Below are 24,284 nucleotides of genomic sequence, written 5' to 3' on the forward strand. Positions count from 1 at the left end.
TTTGAGATCATAGGGAGGGGATTTGCATGACTTATATGTTGATAAGTTTCCTTTGTTGCGATATTATATTTCATGTTGCAAGTATGGGAATAGGAGTAATTAAATGATTATAAATGATTTTCTCCCTGTATCAAAAGCGGATATGGAGAGAATGGGATGGGAAAGACCGGACTTTGTTCTTGTGAGTGGAGACGCTTATGTGGACCACCCAAGCTTCGGTGTGGCGGTTATTTCCCGTGTTTTGACAGATGCAGGCTATAAGGTTGCCATTTTGGCTCAACCGGACTGGACATCTGTAGAACCGTATAAAGAATTTGGACGACCAAGACTTGGATTTTTGGTAACAGCGGGAAATATTGATTCAATGGTGAACCATTATTCTGTCAGCAAAAGAAGACGGGATAAGGAACTATACTCACCAGGTGGCGAGATGGGGCATAGACCCGACCGAGCAACCATTGTGTACTCCAATATGATCCGAAGAGCCTATAAGAAGATGCCTATTATTATTGGTGGTGTCGAAGCCAGTCTAAGGCGATTTGCCCACTTTGACTATTGGGATAATAAAGTGCGCCGATCTATTTTGGCAGACTCAGAAGCCAACCTCCTTGTATACGGGATGGCAGAGCAGCAAATTAGGGAAGTGGCAGATTGTATGAACGATGGACTGGACATACAGTACATCCGTCATATTCCAGGCACAACATATATGGTTGATGATCCCAGCGAAGTTTATGAAGCAAAAGAAATTCCATCTTTTGAAGAGGTTTCTGAAAGCAAAATCGAATATGCGAAATGCTTCAAAATGCAGTATGATGAACAGGATCCCATCCGTGGAAAAACCCTGATTCAAAAACATGGACGCCGGTATGTCGTTCAAAACCCGCCAGCTATGCCTCTTGAAAGAGAAAGGCTTGACTGGGTTTTTGAACTGTCCTACCAGAGAACCTACCATCCTATGTATGAAAAATCGGGTGGTATACCAGCCATTCGAGAAGTAAAAAACAGCATCATAAGTGAGAGAGGTTGTTTTGGAAACTGCTCATTTTGTGCTCTGGCCTTCCATCAAGGGCGAATTGTTCATAGCAGAAGCCATGAAAGTATTTTGAAAGAGGCGGAACAAATTGTAACCGATAAGGAATTTAAAGGTTACATTCATGATGTTGGAGGACCGACGGCTAACTTCAGAAATGCTGCATGTAAAAAGCAGCTCAAATTGGGTGCTTGTAAGGACCGGCAATGTTTATATCCAGAGCCTTGTCCCAATCTTGATGTAGACCATAGTGACTATTTGGCTCTTCTTAGGAAGTTGCGTAAAGTGCGTGGGGTAAAGAAAGTATTTGTGCGTTCGGGTCTGCGTTATGATTACATTATGGCAGATAAGGATGACACCTTTTTTAAAGAGCTCTGTGAACACCATGTAAGCGGACAGCTTAAGGTGGCTCCTGAGCACATTGACCCAAATGTACTTAGACATATGGGCAAGCCTGGACGTAAGGTCTACGATGCCTTTACGAAAAAGTATTTTAAAATATGCAAGGATCTTGGAAAAGAACAGTACCTGGTGCCATATCTGATGTCATCACATCCTGGTTCAACGATGCGTTCAGCGGTTAAGCTGGCTGAGTACTTGAGGGATATTGGCTATCAGCCTGAACAGGTACAGGATTTCTATCCAACACCTGGAACCCTTTCGACATGTATGTATTATACGGGTATTGACCCCATGACCATGCAAAATGTCTATGTTCCTAAAACGGGTGAGGAAAAAGCCCTTCAGAGAGCCTTGCTTCAGTTCTCAAAACCATCCAATCGCAATAAGGTGAAAGATGCACTGAAGGCGGCTGGACGTGAAGATCTCATTGGGTTTGGTGAAAAATCCCTTATACGCCCAGATAAGAAAACAACTTCACCACCGAGACATAGAAATAAGAAATCAAAGCGTAAAAGAAAGTAAGCTTTTGAACTATAAGAAGCAGACTCTAATTGGTCTGGTTTTACTGGTTCAAGTTAGGGTATAATCATAAGTGTAGATGAATATGTAAGGAGTAATAAACGTGTTATCTAAAGAAAAAATGGCTAGAATTAACGAACTTGCAAATAAGAAAAAAAAAGAAGGTTTAACAGATGCTGAAAAAGTGGAGCAAAAGGCGCTACGTGAAGAATATCTAAGTGTGTTCAGAAAAGGCTTCCGTCAGAGACTAGAAAACCTTGAAGTAACTTATGTAGAAGATTTAGAAGAGAACAAGAAGTCTTAGAGGAGGGACAAGTATGTCAGATCGACAGTATGTCATCTTTAAGTTGGGTGATGAAAAATACGGTGTAGAAATTTCAAATGTGGGCGGAATCACTGAGTTTTCATCTATCACTAAAGTACCAGACGCACCTGCGTATATTGAGGGTATTATCAATCTCAGAGGGGACATCATTCCTATCATCAACCTGAAGACAAGATTTAACATCGCATCGACTGCTGAAAATGCTGATCCAAGAATTATTGTATATAATACAAATGAACGAGATATTGGATTTGTTGTTGATGATGCTTCACAAGTGATAAGACTTGAGGGCAAGGATATCGATCCGGCACCAGCCATTATTGCAGGCAAAGACCGCCAGTTTATTGCTGGTGTAGGTAAAAATGATGGCGAAATAATTGTTCTGCTAGACTTTGAGAAAATTCTTTCAGAGGAAGAAACGGAAATGCTTGATGAGATGGACTTGGAAAAAGTCCAGTAATTGTATAAAATTCATATTGCTAACTGAGTGACTTGTAAAATATCATTTAAGACCACTCACCATATCAAGTATAGATATTTGAGAATCAAACATTCTAAACTGGACATGGTGAAAAGATGAATCTGTAATTTTGCAAACGCCTGAACTAGCTTATTCTAAGAGATGCGGTTGTCCTTTTAAAAGGCACGTATCTCTTTTTAATTGCCATATTTGAATAGGGCTCGAACTGTGCCTGAGCCATCCAATTAATCATCTATACAAGCATCAGTTCAATTAAAACGTCCTAGTTATTATACAAATCGTATATTAAGAGGCTTTGTCTTTTAAATGATTTTAAGTGGGTATCATTCTATAGACCTAGTTCACTTGTATAAATATCTAGTTTAAAATCACTATTTTACTTGAAGATGTTTCGTTACTTTTACAGTTTTAATGGGAATGAAATAGGTTGTGTTATAATGGGTTTATTCAAAAACCGTAATAAGGCAGGACAAGCGAAATACAGGTCTTATTGTATATGTGACTTTAGTCCATAAATGTTTATGTTTCAACAGATTTGGACAACAAATAAGTAAACCTATGCTATAATAATAATACTGGAAGAAAATGTGCTGAGGTGGGAAATTGGATACTTTTGTAAGCCTGAAACAGCTGGATCAAATTTTAGATACAACTGTTGGAGCGATAGAAGAAGGTAAAAACGAAATATTTGATCTGTCTGAGAAGGCGCAAAAGGATATCATGTCTATTGACACGGAGTACACACTTTTGCAAGCACGCTTGAAAAATCTTATTCAAGAAGTAGATGATATCGAAGCTCTTGAGAAGAACAGTCGAAAAAAGCTAGCTGAACTCAGTAAGAAATTTGGATCATATTCAGAAGAACAGGTCCGTGAGGCCTATGAACAAGCACAAGAGTTGAGGGTGCGTTTGACCCTAAAGAAGCAAGAAGAAAAAGAACTTTTTATGATGCGATCGGCTCTGGAACAAAGGCTTCATGATGCAAAAGATGTTCGTGTAAAAGCTGAAAAACTGACTTCAAAAGTGAGTTTTGCGCTCGAATATTTAAAGTCAACAATGTCTGAGCAACTTGAAGATCTAAAGAATAAAAAAGATATAGGCATTCGAATTATTCAAGCGCAAGAGAATGAACGTCAGAGAATGTCTAGGGAGATTCATGACGGTCCAGCTCAAATGATGGCAAATCTTGTCGTTAAAACCGAATATACAGAGCGTCTAATGGATAAAGATATGGAGTTGGCTCGAAAAGAAATGCAGTATCTTAAGGATAACCTTCGGGATAGCCTTAAAGCCACTCGGAAAATCATTTACGATTTGATGCCCATGTCTCTTGATGATCTTGGCCTAATTCCAACTATAAAAAAGTTGCTTGATGACCATGAGAGAAATCACAATGTCAGAATTACTTTTAGCCAAGAAATAGATTGTCAAATTATCATTCCGATTATTAATTTGACGATCTTCCGAATTATTCAAGAGGGATTCAACAACATTGCCAAGCATTCTAGGTGCAAGGCAGCGCATTTAGAGGTTAAAATCAACAGCAAGGAAATTTACATAAAAATAGATGACGATGGCGTTGGTTTTGATCCTTCAGAAATTGTGGGAAATGCAAGTGTTGACAGCGGTTTTGGATTATATAATATTAGAGAACGAATAGACTACTTAGAAGGTGAGTTCGAAGTTAAGAGCAAGCGTGGCAAAGGCACATTGCTTCTTGCAAGAATACCTTTGAAAGAAGGGGAGGTACGGGAGTATGGAAAAGAAGATTAAAATTCTTATTGCTGACGATCACGCTTTAATGAGGCAAGGTCTGAAGCAACTACTGGAACTGGAAGATGATATTGTGGTGATTGGTGAAGCAGTGGATGGGCTTGATGTTGTTGAAAAAGTAACAACACTTCAGCCTGATCTTGTCCTTCTCGATATCAATATGCCAAACATGAATGGCATGCAAGCTTTAAGAAAGATTAAAGAGCAAGGCAATAACACAAAAATAATTATGCTTACAATTCATGACGAGCGAGAATACCTGCTTGAAACGATTAATTTGGGTGCTGATGGCTATGTCTTAAAAGACGCAGATGCCAATAGTCTGGTCAATGCCATCCGTACAGTTGATGGTGGGACAAATTACATTCATCCAACCTTGGCTTCAGAACTTGTTCGTGCATATAAGCGCAAGGACGAAGAGCCAGAGGAATCCAAGCGAAGCAATCTGACAAGAAGAGAATTTGAGGTTCTTTGTCTTATCTCAGAGGGCAATAATAATAAGGAAATTGCAGACAAGCTTTTCATTAGTGAGAAGACAGTTAAGAATCACGTGTCTAACATTTTCAAGAAAATTCACGTTAACGATAGAACACAGGCGGCAATTTATGCCATTAAAAACAATTTAAAGCCGATTTCTTAGGAAATTTGCCTAATCGTTACGAAAAATTAAAATTATGACACTTTGATCGGAACATGGAAAAGGTTATCATTATATATGAGGTCTTTAGCGTTCCGAAATAAATGGTGAACCTTACCAATTTCGAATTTGAAATGGTTAAGTTGTTCAAATCATCAAAATCGGCCCGCTGAATAAGCGGGTTTTTTTATTGAGCGTGATTTGCAAAAATATCATGTTTTATTGGCGAAATATGTGATTTTGCAGACATCTAATTGTAAGTGAAGCATTCGTTTGGAGGCATATCATTATGGAAGAAAAAAAATCATTACTACACACATTCAGAAATGTTTGGGAAAACGCAGATGAAGCTCAAACAAAAGAAATATTCTCGTTAAATGACGAGTACAAGAAGTTTCTAGATAGGGGCAAGACAGAACGCGAATGTGCCAGGGACATTGTGAAAATGGCTCAAGAAAACGGCTATGTTTCTGTTGAATCTGTTATTGAAGCGGGTCAGAAAATTGAACCGGGTATGAAAATTTACGCACTCAACAGAGATAAGTCCATTATCTTATTTGTTGTGGGTAAAGAGCCAATTGAAAAAGGCATGCGTATTGTTGGGGGGCATATTGATTCTCCACGACTTGATCTTAAACCATTCCCACTTTATGAAGACAGTGGAATTGCAATGTTTAAAACGCATTATTACGGTGGCGTGCGTAAGTATCAGTGGGCATCAATACCACTTGCTATGCACGGTGTCGTTATGAATAAAAATGGAGAAAAAATTAATATTTGCATTGGCGAAGATGCTGACGATCCTGTTCTGTTTATTACAGACCTTCTGCCTCACCTTGCTAAAGATCAAAACCAGAAAAAACTCGGAGAGGCTATTACTGGTGAAGGTCTGAATCTTCTGGTTGGAACAATTCCAGCAAGCGATGAAGAAAAAGACAAGGTGAAGACAAACGTTATGCGCCTTCTTAATGAAAAATACGGTATTGAAGAGATTGATTTCACTTCTGCTGAACTGGAAATTGTACCTGCTGGAAAGGCAAGAGATGTTGGTTTTGACAGAAGTATGATTTCTGCATATGGACATGATGATAGAGTGTGTTCTTTTGCAGGTGTGAAGGCTATTCTTGAAACAGAAAACCCAACGTATACAGCAGTGGGCATGTTCATGGACAAAGAAGAAGTGGGCAGTATGGGCAACACGGGATCAGAGTCTCGTTACTTTGAAAACATGGTGGCAGAACTGATTGCTCTTCAAGCAGACCAGTACAGCGACCTGCTTGTACGTCGAAGCTTGTCTGCAACAAAGGTTTTATCAGCAGATGTATGCGCTGCTTTCGATCCAAACTATCCAGAAGTGTCAGACAAGCGCAACACATCATTTATTGGAAATGGTGTTCAAATCACGAAGTACACTGGTGCCCGTGGCAAAGCTGGTTGTAACGATGCCAATGCAGAGTTTGTCTCTGAAGCGCGCAACCTTTTTGATGCGAATGACATTGTATGGCAAATTGGTGAGCTTGGCAAGGTTGACCAGGGTGGTGGTGGAACAATCGCCTACATTCTAGCCAATGCTGGTGCTGAAGTTGTTGATTGTGGCACGCCAATGCTTAGCATGCATGCTCCTTATGAAATCGTCAGCAAGGCTGATGTTTACATGACTTATAAGGCATATAAGGCTTTTATGAACCGCTAATCCCCTGTGCTTTGAGGCTTTAATAATATAGCCGTTGAAAAATTTATAACAATACCCCGGTGACAGAAGACATTCTGCTTGCTGGGGTTTTTTTGTTTTAAAAAATTATATCTTGATTAGAATACGATTAGAAAGGCTGATTCTTATAAAATTAATGTTATAATTTTCCTAATCAAGCAAATGACTAGGCCAGTATAACCTAGAATAAAGATTTTGCAAGGTTTGAATGAGGAGGTAGGCTATGGAACTCAAAGAAAAAGTAGAGGGCTCAATAACCGAGTGGAGCGAGTGCTGGGATAGAATGAGTGTTCAGTCAAACAAGCCAATCATTAAAATCAGCCGAATCAGACAGATTTGGAACTATATAAGAATTCGACATATCACCAAAAAATGTTACAAATCCATTGACCCTTCCTTAAATCCTGAAGAGATAATGCCGCTTCTTGAAAAAGACGTTACAAAACTGGCTCAGATTCTTTTGGGGGTAAAAAAGGATGAATGCGCCTCGTTAATACAGGCCACTTACGCCAGTGCGACGAGGGACTTTATAGATGAGGCTAGACAATTTGATCCCAACATGGAGGCTGAATCAATATTTCAAGCCCTTAGAAATGTCTGGATCATGCATAGCATTCAAGTTTTACAAGGTCAAGACGCAAAGCACAGCCCTGCGATCTTTGGCTACAGCATGCTCTATCCCTTAACGGATAATTATTTAGATGACCCGTCTGTTACTAAGTCCGAGAAAAAGAATTTCAACAGTCTTTTTAAGCGTCGGTTACAAGGACAAGGGGTTCAGTGTGAAAGCAAAGCTTTGCAGGATGTATTTTCCATGGTTGAAAGGATGGAGGCTTCCTACTCTAGGGAGGTCTATGAAGTGGTTTGGGAAAGCATTTTGATGATACAGAATGCTCAAGAGAAGAGCTTGAATCAGCAAGGGTCTTATGATTCTCTGACAGAAGCCTATATTCAAAAGCTTAGTTTTATGAAGGGGGGGACGTCTGTGCTTGCCGATGGGTATCTTGTTTGTGGAGATTTGAGTCCACAGTGGATTCACTTTTTGCTTGGCTATGGTATTCTTCTTCAACTTGCAGATGATCTTCAAGACCTTTATACAGATGCCGCTTCAAAGCACTGGACCCTCTTTAGCATTTATTATCAACACAAGACTGTGGACAGTCAGGTTCAAAAGCTTAGGAATTTTTCCCATGAAGTTTTTAAGACCTTTCCAGGAGACTGGTCTGCATCCAATAAGGTCCTTATAGAGGTCATGAGAAAGGCGGTGGACTATTTAATATTTGATGCGGCCATCCATGTCCAGAAGAGTTGTCAGCGAAGTTATTTGGAAAGACTTGAAAAGCAGTTCCCCGTCAATGTCAGACAGCAGGAAAAATTGAATCTCATCTGGAAATCCATGACACAAAATATACGACCCAATCTGGCAGATTATAAATAAGTCACTGAAGAAGCCTGCAGTCTAAGCTATAATCGTGTGAATATAGATTAAGAAAACAATAAAATGTTAAAAGCCCCCGACACGATCCTAAAAGGAGGTGGAGGGGGCTTTTAACATCTTACTTATTTGTTAAAGCTAAATATATATTCTTTGAAAGTTTCTGAAAGTGGGCTTAAAACCCGCTTTGTATGGTAAACGAAATAAAACTTTCTCTCAATGGATAATTCATCAACTTGAAGAACCTTCATTTGACCGTTTGCAATTTCTTCTGCCACAGCTTTCTTAGATATGAAACTGAGGCCAAGACCTTTTATAACGAGTTTCTTTATGGTTTCTGTGCTCTCAATTTCTGCAATCACTTTTAAGTCAGAAGGACCAATGCCCGCTTGCTTTAGAGTGTTTTCTACAACAGCGCGGGTGCCAGAGCCCTCTTCACGCATAATGAGTGGCTTTTCGGTTAAGTCCCCAAGCTGAATAGATGAGGTTTTATCATAGGCTTGCGATGAGGCAACAAGCACAATTTCATCATCCATTATGTCAATGTAGTCAAGCTGAGGAGAGTCTTTTTTAGCCCCGACAATGCCAAAATCGATTTCACCCAAGTTGAGTTTATCGATAACTTTTTTAGTGTCATACTTCATCAAGTTGTATTTTACATCAGGATACTGGTTGCTAAATGCGCACATGACATCTGTGAGGTAATACTGTTCAGGGATGGAACTTGAAGCAATTTCAAGTATGCCTTCAATACGACCTTTGTAGGCGTTCAATGAGAAAAAAGCATGGTCCCTTTTGTTTAAAATGCTAACAGCGTATTTAAAAAGTATCTCACCAGCATTTGTGAGACTGATGTTTTTATTTGTTCTGTTAAACAAGGCCGTTCCTAGTTCTTTTTCAAGGTTATGTATATGGTTACTAATGGTTGGCTGTGTTAGAAATAATTTTTCTGCAGCTTTTGAGAAGCTTTTAACCTTAGCAATGGTCACAAAGCTTTCAAGTTGTTTAAAATCCAATTGTATCCCTCCCAAAGGGTGTATTTTCAAACTCTACATTATATCATAACACTCTATATTTAATTATTCAATAGGGGGGCAAAGAATCTAAATACATGTAAAAGAATCTAAATATATAAAGAAGAGACTTTAATTTATCAAATAGCCATACAAGGAAGAATGAAGCCTCTTCAATCCCATTTAATGACCACTCAATGTAAACAATATTTGAATTTATTGCTAAAACAATGTCATGTATGAGAAATTCAGTCTATAATAGTGTATATACTCTAAAAAGGCAATAGAGGGGGCTTCGATATGAACAAACAGAAGCTGCAATACCTTCTTTCGCAAAAAGAAGGACCCAAGCTGGATTTTAAGGCCAAGTTAAATTTGAAAACAGCTTCGGGTAAAAAAGAACTCGCCAAAGATATTATAGCCATAGCCAACAGCCAGGGCGGGCGTGGACATCTTATAATAGGCGTGGAAGACAAGACTAAGAAAATAATCGGAGTGACACCTGGAACCTATGACGAAGAGCGTATTCAACAGGTTCTGACCTTGCGGTGTGATCCGCCCGTAAACATTCGTGTGGAGTATCTTGAGCATGAACAAAAGCATGTCTGTGTCATCACCATTTTCAGGAGCTATAAAAAGCCGCATCAAATGCTTCAGACGGGGGCGTTTTATGTAAGGCGGGGTTCAACGACTGATGTGGCCCGACGTGATGAGATTGCCAGTATGCTTCAAAGGGGTGGGCTTATCAACAACGAGCAAATGCCTGTGCTTCGTATGGGCATTGACGTCTATGATGAGTATCTAATGAAAAAGTACCTGACCCGATTGAATTTAGGGGACCAGTATGGAAACTATGAACTCCTGGCGAATCTTGGCTACATACATTATGATAGGGACACAGACTCATTTTGCCCTACTATTGGTGGATTGCTCCTTTTCTGTGAAACACCTCAGGATTATTTTCCCCATTTGGGCATAAGGATCATTGACATGCTTGATGCGTCTAAAAAAACGGTCCATCTTAAGGGCAACCTGTTTCGCATGATGGATGAAGCTTCTAAGTATTTAAGAGCGCTTGAAGTCAACTATCCAATTGTGGCTGTTGAAGAAGCGATATTTAATGCTGTCCTGCATAGGGATTATTTTGACAACTCTCGGGATATTTTGGTATATCTATCCCACAAAAAGGTCGTTGTAAGCAGTCCGGGATCAATATTTGGAAGGGAAAAGGTGGACAACATTGTCCATCAATTTAATACAAAAAGAAGAAACAACTGGCTCTATCATCAATTATTAACCTTAGATGAAAAGCGGCGTTTTATAAAAATGGGAACAGGTCTACAGTATATTAAACAACACTTAAAGCCCTATGGCCGTGTTCAAATACTAAACTTAAGAAAGATAGATCTCTTTAAAGTGGTTATGCCAGGTATAGAGAGACTGTCAAAGGCGGAGGTAAAAAATGAGCAGGAATAAAACAATTATGATCGTCGATGACGATACAAACATTTCAGAATTGATGACACTTTACCTGGACAAAGAGGGGTATGAGACGCACACATATCCTGATGGAAAAGAGGCTTTGAAAGCCTTTTCTGATTTGGCGCCAGATTTGCTGCTGCTGGATATAATGATGCCTGAAATGGACGGCTACGAAGTCCTCACAGAAATTAGAAAAACAAGCAAGGTGCCTGTTATCATGGTTACGGCTAAGGGGGAGACCTTTGACAAAGTATTGGGTCTTGAGCTTGGTGCCGATGACTACTTGGTCAAGCCATTTGACCCTAAAGAGTTGCTGGCCCGTGTGAAAGCTGTCATTAGACGTTACAGCGATCCGGTTAACGACAAGGATGTTGTTGTTGTGCCAAACTTGACAATTGATAAGTCGGATTATGTTGTGACATACCACGGGAAAAAAGTTGAACTGCCACCAAAGGAGCTAGAACTACTCTACCATCTTGTAAGCAATCCAAACCGGGTCTACACGCGAGAGCAACTTCTTGATAATATTTGGGGCTATGAGTATATAGGCGAGACTCGTACGGTGGATGTGCATATAAAAAGGCTTCGTGAAAAATTCAAAGAAGAAGATGCTTGGGAGATAAAAACAGTTTGGGGCGTTGGATACAAGTTCCAAATGGAGTAGGATGAGAAGGCATGAAAAAATTATTATCAAAGTTTACAGCCATCTACATAGTCGTTCTTTTTCTTGGCTATATTTTTATGACGATGGGCGTGAATCACTTTTTAACAAGATCGTTGGTTGATCAACGTGTCGATGATCTCATATCCAATGCCAGGGCTTTCCAGGAGAGTTTCGAAGACATTGAAGAGGCTCATCTCACACCTGTTGAGCGTATAAGTATGCTCAGAAAAGAAATTAAGGCCCTAGATAAGTACACCGGGGCAGATATTTGGCTTATTGATAGTCAGGGGTCTTATGTTGCCGTTTCAAATGATATTCTTCAGGGCATGGATCTTTCCATGCTGACAGAAAATGATTGGAACACTGTCTTCGCGGGCAACATCCTGGTCAAAGAAACCAGTATGCAAGGGGTTTATAGTGACCAAGTTCTTATGGTGGCCTACCCCTTTAAAATTGATGAGCATGTTCAAACGGCCATGTTCATGAATGTTATGATGCCTGAAATTGAGAAGGCAACATTCAATATCACCGGGCAGGTTTTTCTCTCCATGTCAGGCATTGTCCTTATCGCGACCGTGGTTCTTTTTTCATTTACCAGACAAATAAACCGTGAGTATAAGGAACTTAATCATGCCGTTAAAGAGGTGGCAAGTGGAAACTTCGACCAGCAAATCCGCATAAACAGAGATGATGAACTGGGGGAACTTGCCAAGAGTTTCAATTATATGTCCCGGGAACTGCGAAAACTTGAAAACACCAAACAGCGGTTCATATCAAACCTGTCCCACGATTTAAGGTCACCACTGACCTCTATAACGGGATATATATGTGCCATTCAGGATGGGACAATTCCAGTGGAAAATCAGGAAAGATACCTTAATATTGTCCTGTCGGAAAGCGAAAGACTAAAAAAACTGGTTAATGATATTTTGGAACTGAGTAAAATGCAGAGTGGGCAAATCACGGTCAATAAAACGGACTTTGATATCAACCAAATGGTTCTGGAAGAACTCGACCGCTTTGAAAGCAGAATTATTGACAAGCATCTCAAGCTTCATATAAATTTAAGCGATGAGAAAGTCTTGGCCCATGCGGATGAAAATGCTATGAGACGTGTGGTCTATAATCTGCTTGATAATGCCCTTAAGTTTATCAACCATGAAGGGGATTTACGCGTTAAATCGGAATTAAAAGGCGACAAATATATTATTGGCATTCAAAACTCCGGAGCGGTTATCCCAAAAGATAAGCTTGATACAATCTGGGACAGGTTTAATAAACTTGATGACAGCCGTGGTCGTGAAAAAGACTCTTCGGGTCTGGGTCTTGCTATCATAAAAGAGATCATACGGGCTCATGAAGAAAAAATTGAAGTGTACTCCGATGAAAAAGTCGGTGTTATGTTTGTGTTTTCTGTAGAAACCCAAATCTTTAAACGGTCTTAATGACAAACGGAAAGATTGTTTACAATTAAGGGAATATGTTTCACACTTTGTTCATACTTTCTTTAAAATACTGGGTTACAATAAGTACATAAGATACGAACGAGTAAGGAGGTGCTGATATGTTCAGACTGATGCCAAGTAGTAAGGACAGCAGTTTGGCTAAGAAGAATGATCCTTTTGACAAGTTGTTTGAGAGTTTCTTCAATGACTTTGACGATGATTTCTTCTCACCACTGGGTAACCTCAATGCAAAATTTAATTGCTTCCAGGTCGACGTGATCGACAATGAGGATTCTTATATTATAGAGGCCGATTTGCCAGGTATGGAAAAGGAAAATGTTCAAATAGAGTATGACAACAATTACCTGACTATCATTGCAAAAAGAGAAGAACGTGCGGATTCGGAGAAAGATAATTATATCCGAAAGGAAAGAAGAGCAGGCGAGTTTAGGCGAAGTTTCTACATTGAAAATATTGATATGAATCAAGTGGATGCTTCTTTTAATAACGGTGTTCTTAGAATTAACCTCATAAAGGTTAAACCAACCGGCGAGAAGAAAATCATAAAGATCAAGTAAGATCGTACTGGTCTTTAATAGGCGCCGTATATACGGCGCCTTTCTTGTTTTCAAAATACAATTTGGCGAGAATTTATAGTGCATGAGAGGAGAAGCCTTATGGAAGACAGACATTATAGAATTTATGATTATCATCCAGAACCTGTACAGACCCCAAAAAGAAAAAAACACGGCAGGGTTCTTGCATCCGTCTTGGCAATTCTATTGATCGCAGGAGGGGCTTTTGGAGTCGGCCTTGAGTACGGTGGTGGATCGAAGCCATCCATACCATTTTATGAAGCGTCAACGTCTATAAGTGATGTCGTCAAACCTGTTGGATATGATGGGGCAGTCAAGAACACGGTGGATATTGTGGAAATGGTGGGACCATCTATTGTTGGTATTACGAGCAAGGTTCAGTACAGAGACTTTTTTAACAACCTTCAAGTTAGCGAAGGTGCGGGCTCTGGGGTCATATTTAATATTGATTCTGATGACGTCTATATTATGACCAACAACCATGTTGTGGCTGACGCCAGCGAGCTCTTGGTAGAGCTTTCAGAAGATAATATGGTGGATGCTGAAATCGTTGGTAAGGACGCTATGACGGATTTGGCTATTATTAAAGTGAGTCGAAGTGACATCCCGATAGATATTATGACGGATTTAAGCCCTGTGGTTCTTGGTGATTCTGACAAGGTTAAGGTTGGAGAAACCGCTATTGCAATAGGGAATCCGCTTGGCTATAACAATACAGTAACTGTTGGCGTTATTAGTGCCATCGGTCGCGAAGTGTCGCAAAATTCCCTTGCTATGCTTCAAACGGATGCAGCCATTAATCCAGGAAATAGTGGCGGAGCCCTAGTGAATAACAGGGGTGAAGTCATTGGCATCAACTCAGTTAAAATTTCTGACACCAGTGTTGAAGGCATTGGATTTGCAATTCCAATTAATGAAGCCAAGCCTATTGTGAGTCAAATTATTGAAAAAGGCTATGTGGCTAGACCATTCCTAGGCATTTCAGGTCAGACTGTCGATGAACAGCTTAGTGAAATCTATGGACTTCCACTTGGAATTTATGTGGCGAGTGTTGTTCCTGGAGCCCCTGCAGAGCAAGCAGGCCTTGTGAGAGGAGATATGATTATAGGTGTCAATGGTGTGAAAACCTACACCTGGGAGACCATGACTGAAGAACTTCAAAAGTATGGTGTGGGCGATGAAATCACACTTACAATTGTGAGAGAAGGACCTAAAAAAGTTGAAGTGACAGTGAAATTAGCAGATAGAAATGATTTTTAAATCTTGTTTTCTCAAGATGAATGAGAATTTAATCAGCACAAAAGGACCTAAAGTGTATAACTTTTAGGTCCTTTTGTATTGCCTCTTTATATATTTCATCCTGTTAAACAAATCGTTACTACATTGTAACTCCCGCTTGTATACAGGGCGGAGGGCAAATGATAGAATGTAGGAAAGGTGACAAACGAGGAGGCAATATATGAAAAAAGTAATCATCCTCTCGTGTGTCTGCATGATTTTTATTACAGCTTGCACATTGGATGGAAACGTTCAATCTGATATAGACAATAATAGTAAGTCGACTCAGACACATGGGATGAATAAGAATACAGAGAATGTCAGTAGCGGTGACAGCAAGACGAGCAACAACCCCGTTCATGGTGATTCGAACACCGGAAGTGATGATGAAAATGTGTCAAGTGTTGAACTGGATAGCCGGCTAGAGTCTTTGCAAAATGACTTGGGCTATTATCAAGACATGGTACATTTAAGTGAAATAGATGGTGCTATTTATGCGCTTGGCCTGCCATTAACACAAGAAAAACTTGATAAGATTGAGGATCAAAGCATAAGAGGCCTTCTGGAGGAGATTGTCTCAAGAGGCTATCTTATAGTGGATCAAGAGGATTTTTATACAGTTAAAATTGATTTTGAAAAGCTCATGGACTTGAGCCGACCAGCGGCTGGACCTGCAAGGGACTATGTGGAACTAAATTATTATTTTGACGCCTTTGGGGAAAGACTTTTAAGTCGGAGTCCTGTGAATATGGATGAACTCGTTTCCATGATTATTCGAATTGAAAAGCATATAGAGACTTGGCCGGATTCAGCCTATAAAAATGACCTGAACCGCCTGTATAAAAATCAATTGGTTCTTTACTTTTTGGGCAATGAAGCTTACCCTGTTTTTGATTTTAACACAAACAAGGTTATTGAAAGTCGTTTGGCATTAATGAAAAAACATATGGAGCTGTATTTAGAATCCGACTTCGCGAAAATTGGAATGAAGTATTTGTTCAAACTTGAGAGCAAGGAGTATGCCTACCATCCCGAGTACATTCAACTCATTGAAAATTTCAAGCGCTTTGGACTGGAATCCAATCTGAAGCTGGTGGAAAAGAAGATTCTCGACCATAAAGAAAGCATATTCTTGCCAGAATTGAGTGGACACAATAATGTGACTATACAGGAGAGCATCAATCAAATCCTGCGTGAAGAAGTGGAGAATCAGAAAAAAGCCACAGGGTTTGATGAGGCGACAGAGGGATCGTTTTATTTTAACACCTATGTTTATACAGCCAATGAAAGACATTTAAGCATTGAGTGTATGGGTACCAATAGCATGAAAGACTGGACGCTTGATAAATCGGCGGTGACGGCTTTTAACTTTGACCTTGCCACAGGGGAACCCCTTACATTAAGTCGGTTGCTTAAGCAAGGGTACCCAGAACTTGATGGTTGGATGCTCAAAATTGTAAACGATGAACTGGTCAAGTATTTTGGAGAGGATTCGAAATTAGAAACCCTAGAGAATGCAAATTATCTTATACAGGACAAGGCCCTTCTCATTATAGGGCGTGATCCAACGCATAGGGCCTATATTCCCAAGTGGATGTTGAAGGATTATGTGGATCTATCAGATGTGTTTTTATAAATGGGCGACTTGCAAAGTGGAGGGATATGTATGATGAGTCTTGATAAATTGGTTATATTGTGGACGAATGGAGATCCGATAACGGCTGAAAATATGGTTTTTATGTATGCTGAAAATGCACTTAAAAAGTCATGGTGGCATGAAATAACGCTTGTTATTTGGGGCGCTTCCACGAGACTTGTTGCAGACAATGCAGGCATTCAAGACCATATTAAAGGTTTAATTGATTTAGGGGTTGAAGTGGTTGCTTGTAAGGCCTGTGCAGAAAAATTGGGCGCTGAACAAGCTCTAACTGATCTAGGTATTGATGTCAAGTATATGGGTGAGCCACTCACAGAGTACATAAAACTTGACTATAAAATACTGACAATATGATATAAGCTAGAGCCCCCCTTTGTATTTATGTCTGGAATACATTAAAATAGATGCGAACGTACGTTTGTTTGGAGGTGGATGATTTCAGATATAAGGGGCATGCGATATTTGGATTAATTTGTGTGTTTTGTGTTTCCTACATTACAGGATTAACCCTTAATGCATCACATATATTTGGTGTTTTGATTGGGGTGATGCTTCCTGATATGGACCATCCTCAATCAAAAATTAATTATAAGCTGTTAAAGTTTAATAACGGCTTATGGAAGAAAGTGTTCTATTTGACAACTGGGTTTTCTGCTTTGGCATATGGTCTTGAAAATGATCACATCACAAGTTTTCTCGGTATTGCCCTTATGTGGACAGGTGTTTCTGAGCACAGAACATTTACCCATAGTATATTGGGAGGGGTCTTGTACTCCTTGGCCTTTATCAAACTAGGGGGTATTATACAGGACAATGCCTTTGTGGCGTCGGTTATTTTTGGATACTGGAGCCATCTCTTTAGTGACAGTGTGACACGTGCAGGTGTACACTGGACTTACCCTATGATTTCATAGGGGAACGTGTCAAAATTACTGTGTAAATAGTCTAAAAGACACCTTATTTTCATTGAAAATAAGGTGTCTTTTTTATAGCCTCGAGGTATGAAGTTGTTTGAAAATACCATAGACACATGTTCGAATTTGTCCAATTTAGTACAAAAGTGTCCATTAGAGTCTTGACTGTCCACTTGTGTCGTGTTAAAGTATACTCAAGAAGGGATGATTAGTATGGTGGAAAGATATTATACGGTTGATGAAGCCGCTGATAAAATTGGCGTGCATCCTAAGACAATTAGACGATATATTTTTGGTGGAAAGCTAGAAGCTCTAAAAGTTGGAGGACAGTGGCGGGTTTATGAGGAAGCTATGGAGAAATTTTTAAAACAAGGGACACAGTGTAATCATAGTACAGGTTCAAATCAAGTGAGCAGTGACGACTTTTGTGTCTTCATGGACTCAGACTATTTTCAAACAGACGATGTTGTACAAATATGTACAATTGTGGACTACTATGTAGAAGAAAAGAAGAACGTAACCCCGATGGTTAATGCTCTTATGGAGGTTCTACATAGTGTTGAAGATGATAATGGAACGTCGAGATTTAATTATGTTTTCGATAATGTTGAACGAAAGGCACGATTCGTGTTTTGGGGCTCACCCACAGTGATAGAAAAAATGGTTGGGGCACTAAAACCGTTTCAAAATGCCAAGAAGTAATTGAAATCAAACAAGCGACATATACAACCGATCTATTGAGAGGTGAAAAAATGAAAAGGCAAGAAACTTATAAAATTGAAGGGATGACATGTGCCTCTTGCTCAAGTACAGTGGAAAGAGTAACTGGAAAGCTCGATGGTGTTGAAGAGGTTCATGTGAATTTGGCCACTGAAAAAATGAATATCGCCTTTGATGAGTCTATAGTATCCAAAGAAGTTATCTTTGAGAAAATTGAAAAAGCAGGCTACCATCCTAAAGAGAACGCATCGAACAAAGAGGTGGTTATTCCTGTTGAGGGCATGACATGATCATCATGCCATGCGGCCGTGGAACGGTCGATCAAAAAGCTTGATGGTGTCAGTCAAGTGACGGTAAACGCTTTGACAAATAAGGCGACAGTCAAATACGATCCACAAACTCTGCGTGTGTCTCAGATCAAACAAGCCATTAAAAAGGCTGGTTATACGCCCCTTGAAATTGAGAAGGATCGTGGCTCAGACACAGTGAGTGAAAACAACGACAAGGCTGATAGCACATGGAAGCGATTTAAAGTGGCTATAACATTTGCCCTTCCCCTATTATATATCGCAATGGGACATGTGATGGGACTTCCCATACCGGAAATCATCAATCCGCAAGTCCACCCGTTAAACTTTGCCCTTATCCAATTAGCGCTTACAATTCCAATTATGCTTGCGGGCTCAAAGTTTTATACAATGGGTTTCAAAACCCTATTTGGTGGTCATCCCAATATGGACTCCCTGATTGCAGTGGGAACCAGTGCAGCTGTCATTTATGGGCTTATAGCTATATTTGAAATTTCCATAGGCAACACCAAATGGGTGATGGACCTGTATTTTGAAACAGCTGGTGTTATTATTGCCCTGATTATGCTTGGTAAAGCCCTTGAATCGAGATCAAAGGGTCGTACCTCTGAAGCCATTGAAAAGCTAATGGGTATGCAACCTAAAGAAGCAATTGTTTTACATGGTAATGAAGAAATACGTATTCCCATTGAAGAAGTTGAAATGGGGGATGTGGTCCTTGTAAAACCTGGAGATAGAATACCTGTCGATGGGGAAATTATTGAAGGGCGCAGTTCTGTGGACGAATCTATGTTAACAGGTGAAAGTTTGCCGGTTGACAAAAAAGTTGGAGACACAGTGGCGGCAGCCACTGTCAACAAAAATGGGATGTTGAAGGTTCAGACCAATAGTGTTGGAGAAGACACGGCTCTGGCCAAAATTATTCATATGGTTGAAGAAGCTCAGGGGTCTAAAGCGCCTATTGCAAGACTTGCAGATATAATTTCAGGCTACTTTGTGCCAGTGGTTATTGCAATAGCCCTTCTTGCAGGTGCGACATGGTTCTTTGTAACGAAAGATGTCAGCTTTGCCCTAAGGATATTTATTTCCGTTCTTGTGATTGCTTGCCCATGTGCACTTGGTCTTGCAACGCCAACAGCGATTATGGTTGGTACAGGTAAGGGTGCGGAGAACGGTGTTCTTATAAAAAGTGGGGTGGCCCTAGAAAGCGCCCATAAGATAAACGCCATTGTGTTTGATAAAACAGGCACCATCACAGAAGGTAAGCCCAAAGTAACAGATGTTATCGCAGCCAGTGCCTTTGATGAAAATAAGTTCCTACAGCTGGTGGCATCTGCGGAAAAAGCATCCGAACATCCACTGGGAGAAGCCATTGTGGAATCAGCCAAGCATAAGGGGCTCGACCTTCTAGAAGTGAGTGACTTCGAAGCTGTGCCTGGACATGGTATTAAGACAATTGTCGATGGAATACAAGTTGTTATAGGCAATGAGAAAATGCTTAAGGACTATGGCCTGGAAAAGAATATGGTGGAAAAGGCACATGACCTGGCTGCACAAGGCAAGACGCCAATGTTTGTTGCAATCGGTGGCCAGTTTGCCGGGATTATAGCTGTGGCGGATACGGTAAAACCAACAAGTGCTGACGCTGTAAGAAGGTTACAGAACATGGGAATTCGTGTTGCCATGATCACGGGTGACCATAAAACAACAGCTAAGGCCATTGCAGATGAAGTTGGCATTGATCTTGTTCTGTCTGAAGTCTTACCAGAAGACAAGGCCAGTGAGGTTAAGAAGCTACAAGGTGAGAACCGACTGGTTGCCATGGTTGGTGATGGCATTAACGATGCGCCAGCGCTTGCTCAGTCAGATGTTGGGATTGCCATTGGATCAGGAACAGATGTGGCAATGGAAAGTGCAGACGTTGTTCTCATGAAAAGTGACATTGAAGATGTTGTAACCGCTATTGAACTCAGCAAGGCCACCATTCGAAACATCAAGCAAAATTTATTCTGGGCATTTTTCTACAACACTGCGGGAATTCCTCTTGCAGCAGGTGTGGTTTATGCCTTTGGCGGGCCACTGCTCAGTCCAATGTTTGCGGCGGCAGCCATGTCATTTAGTTCGGTTTCTGTTGTAACCAACGCCCTTCGATTGAAGCGTTTTAGACCAAGTCATAAAAAAGCATAAATGGGTCTTTGTAATGGGTATGGGGTACAATGATAATAGCAAGTATGTGAAGAAAGTGTATGAGGTGATTCAAATGAAGAAAACAGTATTTATTGAAGGCATGAGTTGCAACCACTGCAAAATGCGTGTTGAAAACACTTTAGGTGAACTTGAAGGTGTAGCAAATGCAAGTGTCAACCTTGAGGCCAAGCAAGCTGTGGTTGATGTAAAAGCGGAGGTTTCAAATGAGTCCATTACGCAAGCTATTGATGATATAGGTTTTGAAGTTGTTCGAATTGAAGGCTAATATATAAAAACTGGGTGATATGTTGGGAGATGAGATCTTGAATATAACCATAGAAGAAGCCGTCCTGGAATACATGGATGCCAAAGGAAAAGGCGATTTGACCTTGATGCTTCGACGAAGCGGCGGCGGCTGATGCGGTGCCATGGAATTCCCAGAAGTGGAATTGAAGGTGCCGGCGGCACCTGGAGAGTATAACAAGTTTGAAGTCAGCGGTCTTACGGTTTATGTGAATAAGCGTATTAAGACTATGAACTCAGGCTTAACTTTTCGTTTGAAAAAAACATTCTTCTTAAAGAGCATTGTAGCTGAAGGGGTTAGACCTGGGGGCTTATAGTCACTCATGATAGGAAAGTCTTATCAAACAGAAAATATGTAAAGACAAGTTGAGCGCAGCTGTCCTAGATCCAAATATGGAATAGACGCTGCGCTTTTTATGGTTTAAAAGGAAAATCTCAAGTTCTTTGCCTTTCCAAATGTGCAAGGCATCGAATTACTGTTGAGACTATGCTGGTACAGGCCATAGGGATTTGTTTCATAGTGATCATATAAGGTCATTTGGTCAAATGGTAAAAAAACAACTTGCAATAATGAGAAATCATGTATATAATATTAACGTAAAAATAATTTAAACGATATGATATGAAAATATGGAGAATTTTATGATTGCCTAGCTTCTTAACCCAATAATTGAATCGATGAACAGCGGTAACGAACAGATTGTTAAATGACATTCGAGGATTTCGTTTATTTGTTGTGCCCATCATCGAATCTGGTTAAGAAGCGCAAGTATGACTCCATATCAAGAACCAATGGGATGTCACCTAGATGCAAGGTATGTGTCGGTGTCCATCTACCACTGGAATAAATGATTGGGTATGCCTGTGCATACCCTTTATTTTTATATTGAAAAATAGATCTAATATTATTAGTCTAGGTATGCCATTCTCACGAGATTCGGTAAGCGGCAAATAAGTGAAAGCCTCCCAAAACAAGTGGTCAATGACCAATAGGAGGATAAGACATTGAATACGAATACGTATACAAAACTAGAGTTTAATCAAATAAGAGAACGCATTAGTGAATTCGCAAAATCTGAGGAAGCTAAAAATAAATTACTAAACTTGGAACCGATGCTTAATCCAAATGCAATAAGAACAGCCCTCGATGAATCAGATGATGGTAAGCGGTTGGCAGAAGATGGTTTTAGGGTGCCTGTCCATAGCTTGAATGGTGTTCAAATGGCTATGAAGCAAATTTCTAAAGAGGCCGTTTTGACACCCCAAGGTCTGCAAGACTTGGGTGAGTTCCTACACCATGCCAGTCGAATGAAGACTTTTATGCTAGGCAAAAAAGGCATACTAAGAAAAATTGCAGACTATGCATATGGCATCGATCCTTTAGATGATATTGCAGAGCAACTACAAAGGGCTATTAAGAATGGTCGCGTGAGCGATCAAGCATCCAGCAAGCTTTCAAAAATTAGAAAAAACTTGGGAAGAACTGAAGCGAGAATTCGTGAAAAAATGGATAAGTACCTTGTCTCATCTCAGTTGTCAGGGAAACTTCAAGATGACAGGTATAAGATCATTGATGGGCAGTTTGTTTTACCAGTAAAAAGGGCTAACAAGAATGCTGTTGATGGTCGCGTTGTGAGTCATTCCAATAAGGGGACGACGGCGTATGTTCAGCCTGAAGCGATTTCACGACTTCAAAATGAACTGGAAGCTCTTAGAGCTGATGAAAAATCAGAAGAGTATAGAATTCTTAGTGAACTTACGAATTCTGTGGCAACTCACACTCAGACGATTATGCAGAATATTGATATTATGATTCAGTATGACATCATCCTTGCAAAGGGGCGCTACTCAAGGGAAATTGGTGGGGAGCGACCACAGTTTAACAACAATGGTGTAATAAGCTTGATAAAGGCCAAACATCCCCTTCTAGGTGATGAAGCCGTTCCTTTAAATATTAGGGTAGGGGACACGTTTAGAAGTCTTGTTATTACAGGACCGAACACTGGGGGTAAAACTGTGGTCCTCAAGACCACGGGGTTATCCTGCCTTATGGCCCAGAGTGGACTTCATATAGCTTGCGACCCGGGATCGACCCTCCCTCTATATGAAGACATACTTGTTGATATTGGAGACAATCAAAATATTGAGCAGTCTCTAAGCACTTTTTCTGCCCATATAAAGAACATTATTGGTATTGTCAAGTATGGCAGAAAAGGCACCCTGGTTCTTCTTGATGAAATAGGAACAGGCACAGACCCAGTTGAAGGCACTGGGCTGGGAATTTCAATATTAGAAAAATTACACGAGCAAGGTGCAACGGTTATGGCAACCACACACTTTTCAGAAATAAAGACTTTTGCAAAATCCCATGAAGGTTTTCAAACTGGAAGTATGGCCTTTGATGTGGAGAGTTTAAGACCGCTTTATAGACTGGATATTGGAAAACCAGGCGAAAGCAATGCCTTTCTGATTGCCCTTCGACTGGGCCTTGACTACAAGCTCATTGAAAGAGCTCATGAAGCGTCCTATGGGGAGAAAAAGACTTATGCCAATGCGTCTAAGAAGTTCAAAGAACACATGGAAGACAAGACTATTGATAAGCCGGCCTATGATTCAGGTTCCCAAAAGCGAAAGGTGGAGGCCAAGAAGGTTAGAAAGCAACTTAAAAATGCTGATAAAGCCCTTGAAAAGCCAAAGTTTGACATAGGTGATGCCGTGAAAATTAGTGGCCTGCCGGCTGTGGGCGTCATTGTGGAAGAGGCGGATAGAAAAGGGGAGTATCTGGTCCTTTATAAGAACAAAAAAATACGTGTCATGCACACAAGATTGTCCATATACATTGGTAAGGAACAGCTCTATCCAGACCAGTATGACATGGATAATGTCACAAAGTCATGGAATAGAAGAAAAAAAGAGTCAAAAATGAGAAAAGGGAAGATTGGTGTGACCATTGATGAGAATGAGTAGCGGTCACAAAATGAGAAAGGGGCGAATATGTTAAGCGAATTCACTGTGAATGTCATAAAAATTATTCAGTCCATTCCCCAAGGGCGGGTGGCAACATACGGGCAAATAGCCACTTTATCTGGCCATCCAAGGGCTCCCAGACAGGTTGCTGGTATATTAAAGCGCTATTCCAACCAGTATGAATTGCCCTGGCATAGGGTTATTTCAAGCAAGGGAACAATTTCCATCAAAGACCCTCTCGCACGCAGAGAGCAGATGGAACGTCTGCGTGAAGAAAATGTTCTTGTAGGGGCATCCGGCGAAGTGGACCTAACCTTATTTGGATGGCGGGCACAAAGTTTTGAGACCTCCCATCAGGGTAAAGATTAATTGATACAGTATAGAAACCCGAGTGGGTCATCTGATCGAATCAGACCACTCGGGTTATTTTTACT

22 protein-coding genes are annotated in these 24,284 nt (G+C 40.3%); 21 read left to right on the forward strand and 1 reads right to left on the reverse strand.

Annotated elements, in window-relative coordinates:
• The first annotated feature begins 103 nt into the window (after window positions 1-103).
• The 7 genes from ACQ4KW_RS08005 to ACQ4KW_RS08035 all read left to right on the forward strand — a co-directional run bounded on the left by ACQ4KW_RS08005 (window position 104) and on the right by ACQ4KW_RS08035 (window position 8,319).
• Window positions 104-1,957, forward strand: coding sequence for a YgiQ family radical SAM protein (locus tag ACQ4KW_RS08005; RefSeq protein ID WP_430886008.1), 1,854 nt, complete (start codon window positions 104-106; stop codon window positions 1,955-1,957).
• A 100-nt stretch (window positions 1,958-2,057) separates the two neighbouring features.
• Window positions 2,058-2,258, forward strand: coding sequence for a DUF896 domain-containing protein (locus ACQ4KW_RS08010; RefSeq protein ID WP_430886009.1), 201 nt, complete (start codon window positions 2,058-2,060; stop codon window positions 2,256-2,258).
• A gap of 13 nt (window positions 2,259-2,271) precedes the next feature.
• Window positions 2,272-2,739 (forward strand): chemotaxis protein CheW, encoded by a 468-nt coding sequence (locus ACQ4KW_RS08015; RefSeq protein ID WP_430886010.1) that lies wholly within the window; start codon window positions 2,272-2,274, stop codon window positions 2,737-2,739.
• A 624-nt stretch (window positions 2,740-3,363) separates the two neighbouring features.
• Window positions 3,364-4,533 (forward strand): sensor histidine kinase, encoded by a 1,170-nt coding sequence (locus ACQ4KW_RS08020; protein ID WP_430886011.1) that lies wholly within the window; start codon window positions 3,364-3,366, stop codon window positions 4,531-4,533.
• A complete protein-coding gene (locus tag ACQ4KW_RS08025) occupies window positions 4,517-5,173 on the forward strand; it encodes a response regulator (protein WP_430886012.1) in 657 nt (218 codons plus the stop codon). The genes ACQ4KW_RS08020 and ACQ4KW_RS08025 overlap by 17 nt, the downstream gene beginning before the upstream one ends.
• Window positions 5,174-5,459: 286 nt before the next feature.
• The gene (locus tag ACQ4KW_RS08030) at window positions 5,460-6,863 is read left to right on the forward strand and encodes an aminopeptidase (RefSeq protein ID WP_430886013.1); all 1,404 of its coding nucleotides are present in this window, start codon (window positions 5,460-5,462) and stop codon (window positions 6,861-6,863) included.
• Window positions 6,864-7,104: 241 nt separating this feature from the next.
• Window positions 7,105-8,319: a hypothetical protein gene (locus ACQ4KW_RS08035; protein WP_430886014.1), complete on the forward strand. Its 1,215-nt coding sequence runs from the start codon at window positions 7,105-7,107 to the stop codon at window positions 8,317-8,319.
• A gap of 122 nt (window positions 8,320-8,441) precedes the next feature.
• Here ACQ4KW_RS08035 and ACQ4KW_RS08040 read toward each other — a convergent pair whose 3' ends face one another.
• Window positions 8,442-9,332 carry a selenium metabolism-associated LysR family transcriptional regulator gene (locus ACQ4KW_RS08040; RefSeq protein WP_430886015.1) on the reverse strand — a complete coding sequence of 297 codons (891 nt, stop codon included), beginning with the start codon at window positions 9,330-9,332 and terminating at the stop codon, window positions 8,442-8,444.
• A 297-nt stretch (window positions 9,333-9,629) separates the two neighbouring features.
• On the opposite strand from ACQ4KW_RS08040, the gene ACQ4KW_RS08045 reads away from it, so the two are divergent.
• The 14 genes from ACQ4KW_RS08045 (at window position 9,630) to ACQ4KW_RS08110 (ending at window position 24,219) form a co-directional block, all read left to right on the forward strand.
• On the forward strand, window positions 9,630-10,805 hold the full coding sequence (locus ACQ4KW_RS08045; protein WP_430886016.1) for an AlbA family DNA-binding domain-containing protein: 1,176 nt from the start codon (window positions 9,630-9,632) through the stop codon (window positions 10,803-10,805).
• Window positions 10,792-11,475, forward strand: coding sequence for a response regulator (locus ACQ4KW_RS08050; protein ID WP_430886017.1), 684 nt, complete (start codon window positions 10,792-10,794; stop codon window positions 11,473-11,475). The genes ACQ4KW_RS08045 and ACQ4KW_RS08050 overlap by 14 nt, the downstream gene beginning before the upstream one ends.
• Window positions 11,476-11,486: 11 nt before the next feature.
• Window positions 11,487-12,920 (forward strand): sensor histidine kinase, encoded by a 1,434-nt coding sequence (locus tag ACQ4KW_RS08055; protein ID WP_430886018.1) that lies wholly within the window; start codon window positions 11,487-11,489, stop codon window positions 12,918-12,920.
• Between the two features lie 119 nt (window positions 12,921-13,039).
• Window positions 13,040-13,498 carry an Hsp20/alpha crystallin family protein gene (locus ACQ4KW_RS08060; RefSeq protein WP_430886019.1) on the forward strand — a complete coding sequence of 153 codons (459 nt, stop codon included), beginning with the start codon at window positions 13,040-13,042 and terminating at the stop codon, window positions 13,496-13,498.
• Between the two features lie 99 nt (window positions 13,499-13,597).
• On the forward strand, window positions 13,598-14,776 hold the full coding sequence (locus ACQ4KW_RS08065) for a S1C family serine protease (RefSeq protein ID WP_430886020.1): 1,179 nt from the start codon (window positions 13,598-13,600) through the stop codon (window positions 14,774-14,776).
• 199 nt (window positions 14,777-14,975) lie between these two features.
• On the forward strand, window positions 14,976-16,430 hold the full coding sequence (locus ACQ4KW_RS08070) for a hypothetical protein (protein WP_430886021.1): 1,455 nt from the start codon (window positions 14,976-14,978) through the stop codon (window positions 16,428-16,430).
• A gap of 30 nt (window positions 16,431-16,460) precedes the next feature.
• The gene (locus ACQ4KW_RS08075; protein WP_430886022.1) at window positions 16,461-16,805 is read left to right on the forward strand and encodes a DsrE family protein; all 345 of its coding nucleotides are present in this window, start codon (window positions 16,461-16,463) and stop codon (window positions 16,803-16,805) included.
• A 50-nt stretch (window positions 16,806-16,855) separates the two neighbouring features.
• Window positions 16,856-17,365, forward strand: coding sequence for a metal-dependent hydrolase (locus ACQ4KW_RS08080; RefSeq protein ID WP_430886023.1), 510 nt, complete (start codon window positions 16,856-16,858; stop codon window positions 17,363-17,365).
• A 213-nt stretch (window positions 17,366-17,578) separates the two neighbouring features.
• Window positions 17,579-18,067: a helix-turn-helix domain-containing protein gene (locus tag ACQ4KW_RS08085; RefSeq protein ID WP_430886024.1), complete on the forward strand. Its 489-nt coding sequence runs from the start codon at window positions 17,579-17,581 to the stop codon at window positions 18,065-18,067.
• A gap of 50 nt (window positions 18,068-18,117) precedes the next feature.
• Entirely contained in the window at window positions 18,118-20,580 is a 2,463-nt protein-coding gene (locus ACQ4KW_RS08090) for a heavy metal translocating P-type ATPase (RefSeq protein WP_430886025.1), read from the forward strand.
• 73 nt (window positions 20,581-20,653) lie between these two features.
• Window positions 20,654-20,866 (forward strand): heavy-metal-associated domain-containing protein, encoded by a 213-nt coding sequence (locus ACQ4KW_RS08095; protein ID WP_430886026.1) that lies wholly within the window; start codon window positions 20,654-20,656, stop codon window positions 20,864-20,866.
• Window positions 20,867-21,008: 142 nt separating this feature from the next.
• Window positions 21,009-21,200, forward strand: coding sequence for a hypothetical protein (locus tag ACQ4KW_RS08100; RefSeq protein WP_430886027.1), 192 nt, complete (start codon window positions 21,009-21,011; stop codon window positions 21,198-21,200).
• 688 nt (window positions 21,201-21,888) lie between these two features.
• Window positions 21,889-23,850 (forward strand): endonuclease MutS2, encoded by a 1,962-nt coding sequence (locus ACQ4KW_RS08105; protein WP_430886028.1) that lies wholly within the window; start codon window positions 21,889-21,891, stop codon window positions 23,848-23,850.
• A 27-nt stretch (window positions 23,851-23,877) separates the two neighbouring features.
• Window positions 23,878-24,219 carry an MGMT family protein gene (locus ACQ4KW_RS08110; RefSeq protein WP_430886029.1) on the forward strand — a complete coding sequence of 114 codons (342 nt, stop codon included), beginning with the start codon at window positions 23,878-23,880 and terminating at the stop codon, window positions 24,217-24,219.
• Window positions 24,220-24,284 lie beyond the last annotated feature (65 nt).

The sequence above is a fragment of the Tianxiuia mixotrophica genome, assembly GCF_050596425.1.
Lineage (GTDB): Bacteria > Bacillota > Clostridia > Peptostreptococcales > Acidaminobacteraceae.

Excerpts from the sequence above, each read along its gene's own strand:
- ACQ4KW_RS08030 (WP_430886013.1), top strand. The coding sequence starts at position 5,460 with ATGGAAGAAAAAAAATCATTACTACACACATTCAGAAATGTTTGGGAA.
- ACQ4KW_RS08075 (WP_430886022.1), top strand. The coding sequence starts at position 16,461 with ATGATGAGTCTTGATAAATTGGTTATATTGTGGACGAATGGAGATCCG.
- ACQ4KW_RS08100 (WP_430886027.1), top strand. The coding sequence starts at position 21,009 with ATGGAATTCCCAGAAGTGGAATTGAAGGTGCCGGCGGCACCTGGAGAG.
- ACQ4KW_RS08045 (WP_430886016.1), top strand. The coding sequence starts at position 9,630 with ATGAACAAACAGAAGCTGCAATACCTTCTTTCGCAAAAAGAAGGACCC.
- ACQ4KW_RS08025 (WP_430886012.1), top strand. The coding sequence starts at position 4,517 with ATGGAAAAGAAGATTAAAATTCTTATTGCTGACGATCACGCTTTAATG.
- ACQ4KW_RS08110 (WP_430886029.1), top strand. The coding sequence starts at position 23,878 with ATGTTAAGCGAATTCACTGTGAATGTCATAAAAATTATTCAGTCCATT.
- ACQ4KW_RS08035 (WP_430886014.1), top strand. The coding sequence starts at position 7,105 with ATGGAACTCAAAGAAAAAGTAGAGGGCTCAATAACCGAGTGGAGCGAG.
- ACQ4KW_RS08085 (WP_430886024.1), top strand. The coding sequence starts at position 17,579 with ATGGTGGAAAGATATTATACGGTTGATGAAGCCGCTGATAAAATTGGC.
- ACQ4KW_RS08065 (WP_430886020.1), top strand. The coding sequence starts at position 13,598 with ATGGAAGACAGACATTATAGAATTTATGATTATCATCCAGAACCTGTA.
- ACQ4KW_RS08055 (WP_430886018.1), top strand. The coding sequence starts at position 11,487 with ATGAAAAAATTATTATCAAAGTTTACAGCCATCTACATAGTCGTTCTT.
- ACQ4KW_RS08070 (WP_430886021.1), top strand. The coding sequence starts at position 14,976 with ATGAAAAAAGTAATCATCCTCTCGTGTGTCTGCATGATTTTTATTACA.
- ACQ4KW_RS08005 (WP_430886008.1), top strand. The coding sequence starts at position 104 with ATGATTATAAATGATTTTCTCCCTGTATCAAAAGCGGATATGGAGAGA.
- ACQ4KW_RS08095 (WP_430886026.1), top strand. The coding sequence starts at position 20,654 with ATGAAGAAAACAGTATTTATTGAAGGCATGAGTTGCAACCACTGCAAA.
- ACQ4KW_RS08015 (WP_430886010.1), top strand. The coding sequence starts at position 2,272 with ATGTCAGATCGACAGTATGTCATCTTTAAGTTGGGTGATGAAAAATAC.
- ACQ4KW_RS08050 (WP_430886017.1), top strand. The coding sequence starts at position 10,792 with ATGAGCAGGAATAAAACAATTATGATCGTCGATGACGATACAAACATT.
- ACQ4KW_RS08080 (WP_430886023.1), top strand. The coding sequence starts at position 16,856 with ATGCGAACGTACGTTTGTTTGGAGGTGGATGATTTCAGATATAAGGGG.
- ACQ4KW_RS08060 (WP_430886019.1), top strand. The coding sequence starts at position 13,040 with ATGTTCAGACTGATGCCAAGTAGTAAGGACAGCAGTTTGGCTAAGAAG.